Annotated in this window: 11 protein-coding genes; 5 read left to right on the top strand and 6 right to left on the bottom strand. The window is 56.1% G+C overall.

Translation table 11 applies throughout. The features are described 5' to 3' along the window. The gene (locus J9789_RS15950) at positions 1 to 708 is read right to left on the bottom strand and encodes a Crp/Fnr family transcriptional regulator (protein WP_209346666.1); all 708 of its coding nucleotides are present in this window, start codon (positions 706 to 708) and stop codon (positions 1 to 3) included. A 189-nt stretch (positions 709 to 897) separates the two neighbouring features. Between J9789_RS15950 and J9789_RS15945 the strand changes: the two genes are divergently transcribed. From J9789_RS15945 to J9789_RS15930, 4 genes are all read left to right on the top strand, one after another. Then, positions 898 to 3,480, top strand: coding sequence for an S-layer homology domain-containing protein (locus J9789_RS15945; protein ID WP_209346665.1), 2,583 nt, complete (start codon positions 898 to 900; stop codon positions 3,478 to 3,480). Positions 3,481 to 3,602: 122 nt separating this feature from the next. Next, entirely contained in the window at positions 3,603 to 5,378 is a 1,776-nt protein-coding gene (locus tag J9789_RS15940; RefSeq protein WP_209346664.1) for an oleate hydratase, read from the top strand. A gap of 70 nt (positions 5,379 to 5,448) precedes the next feature. After that, entirely contained in the window at positions 5,449 to 6,003 is a 555-nt protein-coding gene (locus tag J9789_RS15935; protein WP_209346663.1) for a DUF308 domain-containing protein, read from the top strand. 178 nt (positions 6,004 to 6,181) lie between these two features. Further along, complete coding sequence (locus J9789_RS15930; RefSeq protein WP_209346662.1) at positions 6,182 to 6,910, top strand: putative ABC transporter permease; 729 nt, start codon at positions 6,182 to 6,184, stop codon at positions 6,908 to 6,910. A 50-nt stretch (positions 6,911 to 6,960) separates the two neighbouring features. Here the strand turns inward: J9789_RS15930 and J9789_RS17450 are convergent, their stop codons facing one another. The 4 genes from J9789_RS17450 to J9789_RS15910 form a co-directional block, all read right to left on the bottom strand. Further along, a complete protein-coding gene (locus J9789_RS17450) occupies positions 6,961 to 8,736 on the bottom strand; it encodes an S-layer homology domain-containing protein (RefSeq protein ID WP_209346661.1) in 1,776 nt (591 codons plus the stop codon). 1,209 nt (positions 8,737 to 9,945) lie between these two features. Further along, positions 9,946 to 10,443, bottom strand: coding sequence for a hypothetical protein (locus J9789_RS15920; RefSeq protein WP_209346660.1), 498 nt, complete (start codon positions 10,441 to 10,443; stop codon positions 9,946 to 9,948). 30 nt (positions 10,444 to 10,473) lie between these two features. Continuing rightward, positions 10,474 to 12,414, bottom strand: a complete 1,941-nt coding sequence (locus J9789_RS15915) for a sigma-70 family RNA polymerase sigma factor (RefSeq protein WP_348633710.1) — start codon at positions 12,412 to 12,414, stop codon at positions 10,474 to 10,476. 277 nt (positions 12,415 to 12,691) lie between these two features. Beyond that, positions 12,692 to 13,552, bottom strand: a complete 861-nt coding sequence (locus J9789_RS15910; protein ID WP_209346658.1) for a LysR family transcriptional regulator — start codon at positions 13,550 to 13,552, stop codon at positions 12,692 to 12,694. Between the two features lie 157 nt (positions 13,553 to 13,709). Between J9789_RS15910 and J9789_RS15905 the strand changes: the two genes are divergently transcribed. Beyond that, positions 13,710 to 14,606, top strand: a complete 897-nt coding sequence (locus J9789_RS15905; RefSeq protein ID WP_209346657.1) for an FAD-dependent oxidoreductase — start codon at positions 13,710 to 13,712, stop codon at positions 14,604 to 14,606. Positions 14,607 to 14,665: 59 nt separating this feature from the next. Here J9789_RS15905 and J9789_RS15900 read toward each other — a convergent pair whose 3' ends face one another. After that, on the bottom strand, positions 14,666 to 15,532 hold the full coding sequence (locus tag J9789_RS15900; protein ID WP_209346656.1) for a LysR family transcriptional regulator: 867 nt from the start codon (positions 15,530 to 15,532) through the stop codon (positions 14,666 to 14,668). Between the last annotated feature and the right edge of the window lie 84 nt (positions 15,533 to 15,616).

Raw genomic sequence — 15,616 nt, 5'->3', positions numbered from 1 at the left:
CTATTTGTTGGGGTCCGGTTCATCCGCAGTAATGGGCATTTCGATCAGAAGTTCAAATTTACTCTTATCAAACTTTAAAAGCCCTTCGTCCCGCATTTTACACAGTTCGTTGGACATGGCGCTGCGGTCCACAAAGAGAAAATCCGCCAGATCCTGCCGATTCAATGGGATGGAGAAGGTCCGGCTCCCTGCCTGGTGGAACTGATCCGACAAATAGTCCTGCAGGCGCTCCCGGGTAGACCGGCGAATGCTGTCCTCCAGTTTCCGGGTCAGCCGATGGGCCTGCTGTGCCACCGCAAGGGTGAGATTCTGCAAAAACCGGATCTGAACCGGAGCGGTGAGCACATGGTCTCGAAGCAACTGGCTGACATTGAGAAATAAAACCTCGGTCTCCTCCGTGGTTTCCGCCGAAATATGCAGGCGGTATTCCCCAATGGCGTTCAGCAGGCCGATGGACTCTCCTGCGCCCAGATGCTCCATCAAATTGCTGTTTCCGTTAGCATCAATGTGAAACAGATGAAGATTTCCCGATAAAATCACACCCACCTGGGCCATCGTATCCCCATCCCGCATCACCAGGGTGCGTTTGGGGTAAACCCTGCGGTGAGAGGCAATGGCCCCGAGCGCCTCAAAAATCTCGCTGTCCGTCATGTTGCGGAACAGCAGGCTCTTTTTCAAAACGGGAAGCATTCTTTCCTCGTCCGTCATATTCCTCTTCCCCCTTTCCAGCACGTTATCTCTACGGAATAACCATAGCGAAAATTGAAAGATTTGTCAAATGCCATCCTTTTTTGATTGTGCTGTGTTGGATGGACAACCGCTTTTTGGTTTACCTTCCTCCATACTAACCCTATCAGCGGAATGCAAATCCGGCTATTGATACGCAAGGAGGAACTTATGATGAAACGATGGAAAAAAGGACTTGCCCTGCTTGTAGTGCTGTGCACCCTTGGCGGGATGGTCATCACCGGCAGTGCGGCAGCGGGATCTGTTCCCATCGACTCTACTACCTTTCCCGACCCGGCATTTTTGCTGTGGGTCAAAGGGAAGGACACGGATGGGGATGGCACCCTCTCCCAGTCAGAACGGGATGCAGTCACCCGTATGGACCTTCGCAAGCAAGGAATCCAGGATCTGAGCGGACTGGAATGGTTTGATGCACTGGAACAGCTGAATTGCAACGAGAATGATCTGGTTCGTCTGGAGCTGCCCAACCTGCCTGCACTGACGTCACTGATCTGCAATGAAAATCCCAGACTGGAAACCCTGGATCTGAGCGGCGCACCCGTGCTGGAACAGCTTCACTGCTTTCACTCCAGCCTGTCGGAGCTGGATCTGCGCGGTCTCTCTGAGCTGAACTACCTGGTCTGGGGCGGAAGCCCCCTTTCGGAGCTGGACCTGAGTGGGAATCCCAAACTCCACACCCTTCACGTTCTGGGAGGAGATCTCGCTCAGGCAGACCTTTCCCACAATACAGAGCTGGATACCTTGCTGTGGAACCACACCAGGATCGAGCGTCTGGACCTGTCCCATCAGCCCGACCTCACCTACCTGAATTGTACCGACAACCAGATCACCGTTCTGGATCTCAGCAGCAACACTAAGCTGGAGACGGTCTATGCCGGGACGAACCGCCTGCTGGCCATCCGAATGCCGGGGGACAGCGTCACCTTCTGCGATCTGACCGGACAGCGCCCCGTTTCCTTCCCGCTGCCGGAGGGAGAAAACAGCCTTTCTCTAAAAGAGCTTGCTCCATGGGCCGAATCCAGCCATATCAGCCAGCTCAGCGGAGGTACCCTGCTGGAAGACCGCATCCGGCTGGACGCCCCCAACCAGCTGGTCACATACCGCTATACGGATGGAATCGCCGCTCTGGATGCCTCTGTGTCTGTGACAGGGGAAAACAGCTGGACCGTACCGCTTCGCATGGAAAACTGGACCTATGGACAGCCGGCGCCTCAGCCGGTTGCACGGCCCGCCTTTGGCAGCGTGGCCTTCCGCTACAGCGCCTCCCCACAGGGCCCATTCCTGCCCGAGATGCCTACCCACGCAGGGACCTGGTATGTCCAGGCACTGGTAGAAGAGACACCTCAGTATCAAGGCCTGGAGGCAGTAACTTCCTTTCAAATCTATCCCGCTGTCCCGGAGTACCTTACCCCCGCCCGGAAGACGGCTACCTACGGAGATTATCTGGCAGATGTATCTCTGGAGCCTCAGTTTTTCTGGGAGAACGGAAGCCTGCGGGTTGGAAATGCCGGAGAGCAGACCCATCTTGCCTTCTATGTGCCGGAGGATCTGATGGACTATCTGGTGGTACAGCATATCCCTGTACAGGTTGACGTTGCACCCTATGACGGCACCCGCCTTCCGATTCCTCAAATCACCAGCCGCGCCGAGGCAGAAAACCTGGTGATCAAGCACGGCGACTGGGTGCTGCAAAAAGGCACGGACTATGTGACTGCATTTGAAGCGCAAGGGAATACCGTTTCTTTTACCATCCGTTTTCAGGGCAACTATACCGGAGTGGTCAGCCGTACCTTTACCGAAGATTCTGTAACCGGCGGCGGTGGTAATCCCATCAGCCAGACATTCCTGATTTCCGCAAATGCCACATCCGGCGGGACCATTACGCCCAGCGGAACGGTGCGGGTTTCCCGGGGACAGACGCCCAGCTTCACCATGCGCGCCAACAAAGGATACCGGCTGGATGCCGTTCTGGTGGACGGTAAGCCGGTGGACACAGAACCTACCTATCGCTTTGCCCCTGTAACCAAAAATCATACCATATCCGCTCAATTTGTTCCTCTGGACAGGCCCCTGTCCCCGGATCAGGCCGGTGTGTCAGATTCCTTAAATACTACGGACCACAACGCCTATGTCTGCGGCTATCCGGGAAGCCGGTTTGGTCCGGATGATCCCCTGACCCGGGCGCAGGCGGCCCAGATCTTCTATACCCTTCTGCACCATCAGGACGTTCCCGTGACGACCGGTTTTTCCGACGCGCCCGATGACGCCTGGTATGCCAAGGCAGTCAACACCCTGGCCTCTCTGGGAAAGGTATACGGTGTGGGAGATCACAAGTTTCTACCGGATCAGGCCATTACCCGGGCAGAATTTGTGACCATGGCCATGAGATTTGCAGAATATCCCTCCGATACGCCACATTCCTTCCCCGACGTGAGACCGGAAGACTGGTTCTATGAGCCTGTGATGGGTGCTGCTGCCTATGGCTGGATCACCGGCTGCCCGGACGGCAGCTTTGCCCCCAGCCTTTTGGTGACGCGTGGAGAGGCTGCTGCCATTGTGAACCGCATGCTGAACCGTCAGGCCGACCAGACCTTCCTGTCCGACCACCCAGGTGTGCGTACCTTCCTCGATGTGCCCACCTCTCACTGGGCCTATTATGACATCTGTGAGGCCGCCAATTCCCACCGTTATCAGCAGAAAGACCAGCTGGAATTTTGGAAAGAACTCCTTTGAGAAAAAGAAAATCCACTCCGTTGTATGGACAACCTACTTTATTCCCCCTATGCACTATGATGGGTTCATAGGGAAAACCTACACCAGTCAAACGGCTGGACGACTAATCAGGAGGTACGATTATGTACTACACCAATGGAAATTACGAAGCTTTTGCCCGCCCCCGCAAGCCCAAAGACGGTGACACCAAGTCCGCTTGGCTGGTTGGTTCCGGCCTGGCCAGCCTGTCCGCCGCCGCATTTCTAATCCGGGACGGCCAGATGCCCGGCGACCACATCCACATTCTGGAGGAGGCCTCTCTCCCGGGCGGCGCCTGCGACGGGATGCTGATCCCAGAGCTGGGCTTTGTGATCCGGGGCGGCCGTGAGATGGAAAACCACTACGAGTGCCTCTGGGATCTGTACCGCTCCATTCCCTCTCTGGAGGTGGAGGACGCAAGTGTCCTGGATGAGTTCTACTGGCTGAACAAGGATGATCCCAACTTCTCTCAGAACCGGGCCACACAGCTTCAGGGCGAGAGCGCCAACACCGGCAACCGGTTCGACCTCAGCGACGAGGCCGCATTGGAGCTGATGCGCCTGTTCTTCACCCCGGACAAGGACCTCTACGACAAGAGCATTGACGATGTGCTGAGCGATGCGTTCTATGCGTCCAACTTCTGGCTCTACTGGCAGACCATGTTCGCCTTTGAGAAATGGCATTCGGCCCTGGAGATGAAGCTGTACCTGCAGCGGTTCCTCCACCACATCGGCGGTCTGCCCGACCTGTCGGCGCTGAAATTCACCAAGTACAACCAGTATGAATCTTTGATCCTGCCCCTGGTATCCTATCTGAAGGAGCATGGCGTCCAGTTCCACTACGGGGTAAAGGTCACCAATGTGCTCTTCCACTTCCTGCCCGACAAGAAGGTGGCCCACCAGATGATCCTGCTGCGGGACGGGAAGGAGGAGGTCATGGAGCTGACGGAGGATGATCTGGTCTTTGTCACCAACGGCTCCTGCACCGAAAGCGCGGCGCTAGGCGACAACGATCACCCGCCCCAGCTGAAGGTCACCGATGGCGAAGGCTCCAGCTGGTCCCTGTGGAAAAACCTCGCCGTGCAGAATACCCTCTTTGGCCGGCCTGAAAAATTCTGCTCGGACATCCAGGCTACCAAGTGGGAGTCCGCCACCGTCACTCTGCTGGATGACAGGATCGCGCCTTACATTCAGGATATCTGCCGGCGGGACCCTTACGCAGGTAAGGTGGTAACCGGCGGGATCGTCACGGTGAAGGACTCTGCCTGGCTGATGAGCTGGACCTTCAACCGGCAGCCCCATTTCAAAGCGCAGCCCAAGGGGCAGCTGGTAGGCTGGATCTATGGTCTCTATCCCAATGAGCCGGGAGACTTCGTGGGAAAGCCCATGGAAGATTGCACCGGAGCGGAGATCTGCATGGAGTGGCTCTACCATCTGGGTGTGCCGGAAAACCTCATCGAGGAACTAGCCCGGGAGAGCGCCAGCACCATCCCCTGCATGATGCCCTACGTCACCGCCTTCTTTATGCCCCGCGCTGCGGGAGACCGCCCCGATGTGGTTCCTGAGGGATGCGTCAACTTCGCCTTCCTGGGACAGTTCGCACAGACCGAGCGGGACACCATTTTTACCACCGAGTATTCGGTAAGAACAGCCATGGAGGCAGTCTACACCCTGCTGGATGTGGAGCGCGGCGTACCGGAAGTGTTCAACTCCGTTTACGATATCCGATGCCTGCTCAATGCAGCCCACTATCTGCTGGACGGCCGGAAGCTGACGGAGATGAAGCTCCCTCTGCATCTGAAACTTGCCATGCGGGCCGGGCTGGACAAGCTGGACGGAACCACCCTTATGGAGCTGCTCAACCGCTATGAGTTGATCTGACCGTACCAAACAGACCGGCTGTCCGGCTCCCCATATTCCCCACTCTATCCGCTTTAAGGAGGTAACTACCATGACACTGCAATTCTTCTGGTCCCGGACAGCCTCTGTCTGGATCGCTCTTCTCTACATGATCCTGGGGCTTCCCCTGCTCCTCTTCCCCGCCATCAGCGGTTCCGTCTTTGTGTGGGCGCTGGCCGCAGGTGCTGCGGCTTACGCGATCAGCCACCTGTGGCGGTATATCCAGGGACGTAAAAGCGAACATGCATCCGGCGGCGATCTCTTCCTGACCGTACTTCCCATGTCCTTCGCCCTGTTCTCCCTTCTGTGGCCCCAGGCAATTCTCTCCTTCCTCCCCCTGGTACTGGGTGCCCTTCTTCTGGTGGATGGAGTGGGGAAGGCTCCGCTGGTTATCGCAGCCATACAGTCCAAGCTCCCCATCCTTGTTCCGCTGCTGCTCTCCGCCCTGATTCCCACAGTCCTGGGGATCCTGCTGGTGGTCAATCCCTTCCACGCCGCACAGCTGGTCATCATGATCTTCGGCGCTGCACTGGTGGCTGACGGCATCAGCGATCTCGTTACCGCCTTGATGTCCCGGAAATCCTCTGCCGGCCCAGAGAATCCGTAATCCCTCACCGGATGTTTCCCGCAAAAACCCAGGCCGCCCATAGGCGGCCTGGGTTTTGTTTGCTCCCGTTATTCTTGGTTGCGTACACAACCGCGTGTTTCCCTCTGGAATGATACCATGGCTATAAAGACCCAAGAGCTCTGCGCCGAATGGGCGCAAGACAGGAAAGCAGGAAAATATGACCACTTTTATGATTGTGATGGCCCTTGCCGCCGTCATGCTTTTCTCCGCAGCAGCATCCCAATCCGATTTTCAGCGGTCTCGCCTCAGCTGGTACAAATGGTTCTTCCTGTTTTTAAGCAGTTCCTTCCTTGGGTGTCTGTTTGAGATGGCGGTGGTATGGCTCGATACCGGCATACTGATGAGCCGCAGCAGTTTGCTCTATGGCGCCTTCAGTGTGGTATGGGGGTTGGGCGCGCTGCTTATGACCTCGGTTCTCTTCCCGCTGCGGCGGTACGGCAGGTGGGCGGTCTTTGCCGGAGGCGCTGTTCTGGGCGGCGGTTTTGAATATTTGGCCAGTCTGTTTCTTGAGCTGGCATACCACCGTCTCTTCTGGGATTATTCCCATATCCCTCTGAACCTGGATGGCCGCACCAACCTCTTGTATGCCGCTTTTTGGGGCCTGGCCGGCATCATATGGATCGATTGGATGGTCCCCACTCTGCTGAGGCTGCTGGAGAAGATCCCGCCCAAAGGCGGACAGGCCGTTGCTGCAGGGTTGGCGATACTGCTTGCCTTTGATATCGGCCTCTCCGCCGCCGCCTTCTGGCGTATGGATGAACGCAGCCGGGGACAACTGCCCAGCAACAGCCTGGAAGTCATGCTGGATACTTGGTATGATGACCGCACCATGCAGCAGCGGTATCAGAACATGGTACTGTCTGGCACAATGCCAAAGCAAAAATAGATCCCAGCGCTCAACCTACCGCTCAACTTGTCCACACCGCCATGATGGAATTACTGGGCACGGCTTTCCACAAACCGCATCAGGATGGCAGCTACCTGGGCACGGCTGGCCACTCCCTGGGGCGCCAGGGCTCTACCATCAACACCGGTGATGATCCCCGAATCAACAGCCCACGCCATTGCCTCGACCGCCCAACTGCTGACGGAATCACAGTCCGGATAGCCATCCAGGTTTTCCTCCCTCTCCGGGCTGCCCGCATACCGCCACAGCATAGTGACCAGCTGCTCCCGAGTCAGGTTCTGGTCCAGGCTGGTTCCGTCGGAGATGCCCTTCTCCACAGCCCACTGCTGCCCGGCCTCGTACCAAGTGCTACCGGCGGCAGTGTCCACTCCTTCGAAGCGGGCCAGCACAGTAACGATCATGGCCCGGCTCATCGCCACTTCGGGCGCAAAGGTGGTATCACTGGTACCCGCGAACAGCTCCCGGCTGGCGGCAAAATCCACAGCCTCGGAGGCCCAATGTGCGTCAGGCACATTGACAAAGTAACGGCTGTTGTCCACGATCTTCACCGTATCGCCGTCAGAGAGGGTCACGGTCACACCGCTACCGGTGGTCAGGCTGGTTTTGATGATCTCTTCGGTGCCATCGGCCTTGACCAGCACAGCCACAGTACCGGGAGTCACGTCCTCCACCGGGATTTCCACCTTGGCAGTGGTGTTCCGGGGCAGGTCCACAGTGACGGTGGGGTCCTCATCCCGCTCGGAGGAGGCGGAGACGCTGGGCATGGGCAGGGCCACGGCCTGGCCCTTTTGTGCGGCATCCTCAACTACATCGGCGGGAAGCTTTACCTGGACCTCCACATTGCCGTTCTTGTCCATCCTAGTAACGGAAGAGGAGCCGTCATCGTTGGTGACGGTGGTCTGGGTGGTGCCATCGGTGCTCTCCACCACTTCGGTCTTGTTGCCGGTCTTGTCCGTAGTGGTTGTAGTCACAGTGCCGTCCTTTTTCGTCTCCACGACCTTCTGAGTACCATCCGGATACTTGGTGGTCTCCGTGACGGTGCCGTTTGGTTTGGTTACCGTCGTGGTGGTAGAGCCGTCCGGATTCTTTTCCACCTCTGTTTTGTTTCCGGAACCAGAAGAGCCACCTTCAGAAGATCGCTGGGTGATGGTCAGAGTACCTGTGGTATAGGCATCCTCATCGGCCAGAATCAGATTGTCACTCTTGGTCACCCGGGCCCGGACAGGATAACTGCCTACGGCGGCAGGAAGCTGGTCGGTCCACTGTCCGCCCACCTGATACTCCACGGTAACCTTAGCGGTGGCATCGGCGGGAGAAACGGTCCAGGTAACCGCAGATACATTGCCGCTGGTCTGGGACAGATTACCCAGGTTCAGCGTGTAGGCAGCTTTGGCAATCTGGAAGGTCACACTGGCAGAAGCCTCACCCACTGCGATGGAGGCAGTCGCCTGACCCACATTGATATTGTTGGAATAGGAGATGGCCAGATCACCGCCTGCCCAGCCTTCGCTGTATGTCACTGTGGCGTTCTCTATTGCCTGTCCAGTATAAGTTCCGTCTGCGGCAGAAAGGGTGGCCGTAGCGGTGTGGGTGCAGTCCTCCCGCTGACAATCCTCGGTGATAGCGCTGCCGCTGACGGTATAGGTCAAATCATGGCCCAGGGCAGGGATGGGTTTTGTTTTGGTTTCGTCACATTTGGAGCATACATAAGTGATTTCACCGTCAGTAGTGCAGGTAGCCTCTGTCCGGCTAACTTCTGTCCACTGATGGTCGCAGCCATTTTCCCAGCTGCACCAGATCTTCACAGATTCCTCAATTCGCTCCTTATAGGCAGTGCGGTTCTGCAGGACTTCAATGATGGGAACTTCCCCCCAAATAACCGGTACATTATTGATGAAGTCTCCATCTATATTTGCATAGGCCTTAATGGTGCCGGAGCCGGTAATCTTTCGGCCGCCAATATCGCCATAGTCATACAAGCATGTCCCAGGAGACAATACCAGAATACCGTCAGTCCCCAATTCAATAACACCCTTGATCTGATCCTGCATTCCGCTGATGGTCAGTGCGCCATTCAGTGACAATTTCGGTGTTTTGGAATATCCGGCTATGGATAAAGTATCAGTTATGTTGATGTTGCTGCCAATAGGGATAATCAAATCTGATTCCAAATCTTGTGTCTCGGAAGGGGATACCTCCAGCTTTGCTGCCGTCAGATCTCCGCTCATGACCGCAGTCCAATTTTCACCATTCCAATTAGAGTAAGTATTATTGATGTCGACTGTACCCACTTGTCCGCCTTCACCCGTCAGTGTACCGCCCAACATTACGGTGTCATGTAACGACACCTCCGCTCCGGATTCCACAATGCAGGTGAGGTTATCGCTAATGTAGAAACCGCCTATAATTTTAGCTCCGGAAGAAATGGTCAATGTATTATGATCTCCTTGCGCTGAAAAGAGCTGGAACTCGGGCATATACTGGTAGCTTGGGCAGGTCACAGTACCGCGGATGGTCAGAGATGAATCAAAGCCTCCTTGAGACTGAATTTTGCCCTGGTCTAAAAACACCAAATCAATGTTTGCAGGAACCTCCCAAGAGTAAGTCTCTACATCAATTTGGATGGGACGCTTGACAGTTAAAGTTTCATGTGTCGTAGGCCATGTGAAGTTGCAGTCCGACACGTAAACAGGCGTAGCCGTTGATTCCTCCACCGCAGTTTGGAATTCCTCAAACGTGTCATAAGAAACATCCATTCCTGGCCCTTCTGCCAGCGCCATGGTGGGCAACAATCCTGCCAACAGGCACAGAATCAGCAGAACGGCTCCAATCCGTTTTTTCATCTCTCGTTTCCTCCTTTTATGTCCATCTTCATGGGGGAATACGCCGTATACTCCCTGTGCGTAATATCCTCCATATGTTATATTCGCAGCAAAAGGGACGTTAGGGACAGGCCATCCAAAATTTTTTAAAAAACCGCCGGCCGCCCGAGTGGGCGGCCGGCGGCATCTGTTCTATTCCGGTATACGCAGTGGAATGTCAAAGCTCTCGTTGAGCCGGAACAGTGGGTGGCTGAAAGTCAGATCAAAGGCATATAGGCCCGGCGTATACCGCAGCAGCAGTCCGCTGTGGTGGGTGCCGTTTTCGTCGGTAGCGTAGGAAATCTGACAGGCGTTTCCTTGAGATCCCTCACTGGTGATACCGAACTGCACCCCCACATCCAGCAGGGTCATCCACTCCCCCTCCTCCCGGGGAAAGGTCAGCTCCAGCTGGGCCTGGAGAGGCAGGTCATAGGTCGTTACAATGGTACCGTCCGGATAGCCGATGGCCTCTGTAAAGTCCAGATAAGTATAGGGAAACTCGGTCATAGGCTCCAGTCCGGTGATATCGCCCAGCAGGATGCGGCCGTTGTTCACCTGGGCCTGTCCCACCGGCAGGGTCTCGCCCGGCTGCTGGGGCAGGGGAACCGCCCCATGAAAGCTCCTGTTGTCGGTCACATAGAGATAGGGCACGTGCAGGGTATACTCCCCCGCCGGAAGATTCTAAAAGAGCCAGTCGCTGTAGGTGCCGTCCCGGCTGGGTCGAAAGGTTCCCTCCCAAACGCTGCCGTCCTGAGCCGTCAAGGTAATTGGCTGGTCCACAGCCTGGGCCAACGGGCTGTGGGCAATGGTGGGAGAGACACTGACATATTCATAAGTGGACTGGGGATACAGGGCCAGGACCACCTGGTCCTTTTCCCGCCGGGGAACAGCAGTCAATCCGTAATAGCCGCTGACCTGGGTAAACTCCTCCCGCTGGGGCTCAGGCTCCACTGTCATAGGGATGGCAAAGGGATGCTCCCACCGGTAGCGGATGCTCTCTGCTGGGATGGTTATTTCGCAGGCATCCAGGCCCTCCATCACCCCCAGGAGGAAACCCTTCCACAGGGCGTATTCCTTGCCGGTCTCCTCGTCCCGCTGCATATCCTGCCAGGACTGAGAGGTAATGTTTGGGTAAGTCATTCCATTTTCCAACGTATGGGCGGCGCCATTTGACCGGACATAGAGATAAGCGGGCGTCCGCTCAGGATCTTCCCCTGTCCAGCTTCCTTCCACTGCCCACCAGTGATCGAACTCCTGACTTTGGACCAGCTGTAATCCATAGTCCGCCGGATCCTCAACGGGGAACGGGCGGCCCAACTCCAGCACACCGCCTGGCACTTCCAGAGAACAGGTCTCCGGCTTTGTCAGGTCTAGAGAAAAGGCGCAATCCTCCCCCTGGACAGCATATTGAAACAGGTATGGGACATTCAGGGTGTATTGCCCAGGCTGAGCGGGGCCGAAATTCCACTCCAGATAACCGCTCTCCTCCAAGAGTGAATAAGAATATTTCTCCAGTGTCCCCTCCAGCACAGAGCCGTCCGGGGCAGTGACGGTAACAGGATGTACCGGACCGCCGTAGTTTGCCACGGTTCCCTGCGTCAGCATGGGATCGATGCGGAATTCCCCACTGTTCAGGGGGTAGATGGAGACAATCAGCTCCCCATCCTCCAACCGGGGCACCGCCAGCAGGCCGCCTTCCTCCGTCAGACTGTAAAACCCGGCCTCTTCCAGCTGGGTCTCCTCTGCTCTGGTCAAGGTGATGGGGAAGACCGCTCCGGACACCGTCAGAGAAAGGGGCAGGGTATCACCCGTATCCGGAGGCAGCTGTCCCCGGATCACAATGCGGTAACGATTGGCACCGGTCTCTGCAATCAAGCTGTGGGAGATCCCACCGGGGGCCAGCTCGTCCAGCCCGTCCAGGGTCACCTCCGGCATTGCGCTGATATCCTGCAGGCCGTAGGCTGTGACCAGGGCGGTCAGATTGCCATCCTGCCACCAGGCATCTTCCAACTGAAATTCAGCGTCCCCATTCGTCGCCGCAACGGGTTCTTCCAGTATATAGATCGCCCCGGCAGGATCGGTGTTTACTCCGTAGCCGGGCACCAATCCAAAATACCGCAGTACGACATAGGCGCATGCCGCCAACAGGACAGTGATCGCCACAATGAAGCCAGCCAGCAAAAACTTCTTCATCTTTCCCAGACTGCGCTGGTGCCGCTTTTTTACCGTCTCATAGGGTAAATTTAGAGAGCTCGCAATCTCCCGAAAGCTCATGCCACCGTAGTATTTCATGCGGATGATGGCAGCATCCTCCTCTGTCAGGCTGTCCAGAGCGACATCCAGAGCAGCCCGGTCCTCCGGAGATATCCCGCCCTGAATGGGAATGTCCTCTGACAGGGGGACAATATCCGTCCGTCCAGAAGCACGAAGGCGGTCTATGGCCCGCCGTCGTGCAATGGTGGCCAAATATTGTTTCAGAGAACCCTTCTCCGGATCAAAGCGCCCCCTCTCACGATAAAATTCCACAAAGGTGTCGTTGACACATTCCTTGATATCCTCCGGATTCTCCAGATATCCGGCAGCAACCGACCACACTAGTCCGGTATAGCATTGCATTAGCACAGCCAAACCGGTCTCCGGGTCTTTGTCCAGGCCTGTCAGCAGAGCTCTATCTGTTTCCAGCCAAAAGTCCCCTCATTCTCTATCTCTACCCGTTTTCTACAGCCACAGAATTGAACCAGCATATTCTTATCCCTGTTTGTAAATGGTTCTAATTCTGTATAATAGTAAAACCATCTGCGCACGTTCTGTCAAGAGGAATATGGTTTTTTCAGGAAGAAATGGATTAACCGGTCAAACAATCTTGTTTGACCGGCTAATCCATTTGATCATTCCGTACTTATGCCATCCAGTCCATCCAATCGGAGGCAAAGAGGTTGTCTTTCAGACACGCAAAGTAGAAGGCTCCGCTCATGGGGGTCTCCGCCAAATCAAACCGGGCCAGCGTTCCGGCCTCCAATTCTTTGGCCACAGCCGGTTCATACAGGAAGGAAACACCCAAATCATCCACCACCAGTGACTTGATGGTGGAAAACTCGCTGATGGTGGCCACCTTAGGAAAGCTGCGCAGGGTGCGGTTGTGCCGCCGCAACGCATCCTCAAAGATGGTCCGGGTACCTGAGCCGGGTTCCCGGATCAGGACCCGCTCGCTCTCCAGCTCCTCCAACGTCACGGACCGGCCCGCAAACTGATGGCCCGGCGAACAGATACCGAAAAAGGGCGCCTTCCGGTACAGCACCGTCTCGTACTTGCTGCGATCAAAAAAGCCTTCCAGCAGCACAAAATCCAGCCGCCCCGCCTCCAGTGCCCGCAGCAGCACCTGGGTATTATCCACCATCAAAGAAAAGGTCGCCTCCGGATATTCGCGCAAAAACTGTTCCACCTTGGGCGCAATCACAAACTCTCCAATAGTCTTGGATGCCCCGACCCGCAGGGATATGGGCGCCGGAGCCCGCATGGCCTCCTCTGCTTTTTGGCTGTTATAGGCCAGAGACCGGGTATACTCCCGCAGCTTCATCCCAGCCTCTGTCAGCCGCAGTACCTTCCCTTCATAGGAAAATAGCCGGCAGCCATAGTATTCCTCCAGGTAGTGAATATGGTGCGTCACCGCAGGCTGGGTTAAACAGAGCCGCTCTGCCGCCCGGGTATAATTCATGGTCTCACACAGCACAAGGAAGGTATTCCATCTGGGGTCCATCATGGCGCATCACCTATTACACTGAATTATTGTTATATAAGAATTCTTCATTTTATTTTATCGCCGCTTCGCGCTATAATCAAGCTGCAAACAGAAAAGATTTAAACATCGCTTTTGGCAGTTTGGTTTTGACGGCAAAATAGAAAGGAAGCGCATCACTATGTACGACATCATTATCATCGGAGCGGGCCCCGCCGGCATCAGCGCAGGCATTTATGCAGTCAGCCGCGGAAAGCGCGCTTTGATTTTGGAAAAGGGCCAGGTGGGCGGCATCATCGGCAAAGTTTCCACCGTCACCCACTACACCGCCATCATGCAGCAGGAAACCGGAGCCACCTTTGCCGCCCGCATGAAGGAGCAGGCGCTCCAGGCCGGTGTTGAGATCCTCAACGCCAATGTCACCGGTGTGACTCTGACCGGAGATATCAAGTCCGTCACCACCGACAAGGGCACTTATGAGGCCAAACGAATCATTTTGGCCAATGGCGGTACCCCCCGCAAGCTGGGCATCCCCGGCGAGGCGAAGCTGACCGGCAAGGGCATGGGTATGAATGCCGCAAAAGACGGCGCCTCCTACGCCGGCAAGAACGTCTATGTGGTGGGCGGCGCTGATGGTGCCGTGAAAGAAGCCCTGTATCTGGCCTCCTTCGCCAAGCATCTGACCATCATCCACTTTGAGGACCAGCTGGGCTGCATCGATGAGTTCCGCCAGAAGGTAGCCGCTGCCGAAAACATCTCCCTGCGTCTGGCCTCCCGGCTCCACGCTGTCTATGGTCAGGACCAGGTGGAGCGACTGGAGATCGCCAACGAGCATGACGGCAGCATCGAAACCGTAGAGGACCCCGGCTGCGGCATCTTTGTGTACGCCGGTGTGGAGCCCAACACCCAGCTCTATGCGGAGCTGACGCTGGAGGGCGGTTACATCCCCACCAACGACAAGATGGAGACCGCCATCCCTGGCGTCTATGCCGCCGGTGACATCCGGGTCAAGCAGGTGCGCCAGGTGGCCACCGCCGTGTCTGACGGCGCCATTGCCGCCATCAATGCCGCCATGTAACCCCATATGGCACAAAACGGAACCATTTCCCGCCAAGGAAATGGTTCCGTTTTTCTTGCTCAAAACAGCAGCGGGATCAATGGGTTCTGGTTGTTTTTCTTCCAAATCGCCACCGTATACAGATCACTCCGGTCATCCGGCAGTTCGATCCGCCGGTAAAAGGGGGCAAACAAATCGTTTTCATAGCAGTTCAGCAGCGCAATCGACTTTCCGGTACGCACATGGAACATCAGCGACTCCATATTGGGTTCAAAAACGATCTCGGCCCCCTGGGAACCCAGAGACTGTAAGATGCGCTCCAGGTCACCGGCCCGCCGGGGGGACTCGGCGGGGGCCGGCAGAACAAAGCGGCTGTTTACCAGATCGGACAGGTTCAGGTCCTCTTTGGCATAAAGTGGGTGCCGCTCCGACAGGACAAAATAGCACTTCACCCGTTCGATTTCCTTTACCACCACGTCATGCAGCAGTTCCGCCTCAAAGCTCAGGGTGATGATTACATCGTAAAGACCGTTTTGCAGCCCCTTACGCAGGGCATAGTAGGAAGCCTTCTCCATCTGCAGTTTGATGTTGGGATACAGCTCGTCGATGCACTCCAGGGAGGGAAAGAGCATCTTTCCGGCATCAAAGGAGGAGAGGTAGCCAATCTTGATCTCACCGCTTACCCCCATGGCATGCTCCCGAGCCGTCTGGAGCCCCTGCAGGAAGATCTCCTGCATTTTTTCACAGGCCTGGAGCATTACCTCCCCTTCCGGGGTAAGGGAGATCTTCTTATACTCCCGCAGAAAAAGCGGAAAGCCTAGTTCCTCCTCCAGCGTGCGGATCTGCCGGCTGACGGTTGGCTGGGTGGTATAGAGCACCTCCGCCGCGCGGGTAAAGCTCTGATATTTTGCCACGGTAAGAAAGGTATTCAGCAGTGCTGACAGCATGGCGCTTCCTCCCACTTGATGAACTCATCCATGTTCGAACAGCTTTATTGTATCATGCATGGTTCTCTCCTGCAAATGCCACTC

The sequence above is a fragment of the Flavonifractor sp. AGMB03687 genome (assembly GCF_017811815.1).
GTDB lineage: Bacteria > Bacillota > Clostridia > Oscillospirales > Oscillospiraceae > Flavonifractor.
The sequence above is the reverse complement of the archived record's forward strand: the minus strand, read 5'-3'. Positions and strand labels throughout refer to the sequence as shown.

Coding starts and splice junctions, on each gene's coding strand:
- J9789_RS15950 (WP_209346666.1), bottom strand. CDS start 708: ATGACGGACGAGGAAAGAATGCTTCCCGTTTTGAAAAAGAGCCTGCTG.
- J9789_RS15945 (WP_209346665.1), top strand. CDS start 898: ATGATGAAACGATGGAAAAAAGGACTTGCCCTGCTTGTAGTGCTGTGC.
- J9789_RS15940 (WP_209346664.1), top strand. CDS start 3,603: ATGTACTACACCAATGGAAATTACGAAGCTTTTGCCCGCCCCCGCAAG.
- J9789_RS15935 (WP_209346663.1), top strand. CDS start 5,449: ATGACACTGCAATTCTTCTGGTCCCGGACAGCCTCTGTCTGGATCGCT.
- J9789_RS15930 (WP_209346662.1), top strand. CDS start 6,182: ATGACCACTTTTATGATTGTGATGGCCCTTGCCGCCGTCATGCTTTTC.
- J9789_RS15910 (WP_209346658.1), bottom strand. CDS start 13,552: ATGATGGACCCCAGATGGAATACCTTCCTTGTGCTGTGTGAGACCATG.
- J9789_RS15905 (WP_209346657.1), top strand. CDS start 13,710: ATGTACGACATCATTATCATCGGAGCGGGCCCCGCCGGCATCAGCGCA.
- J9789_RS15900 (WP_209346656.1), bottom strand. CDS start 15,532: ATGCTGTCAGCACTGCTGAATACCTTTCTTACCGTGGCAAAATATCAG.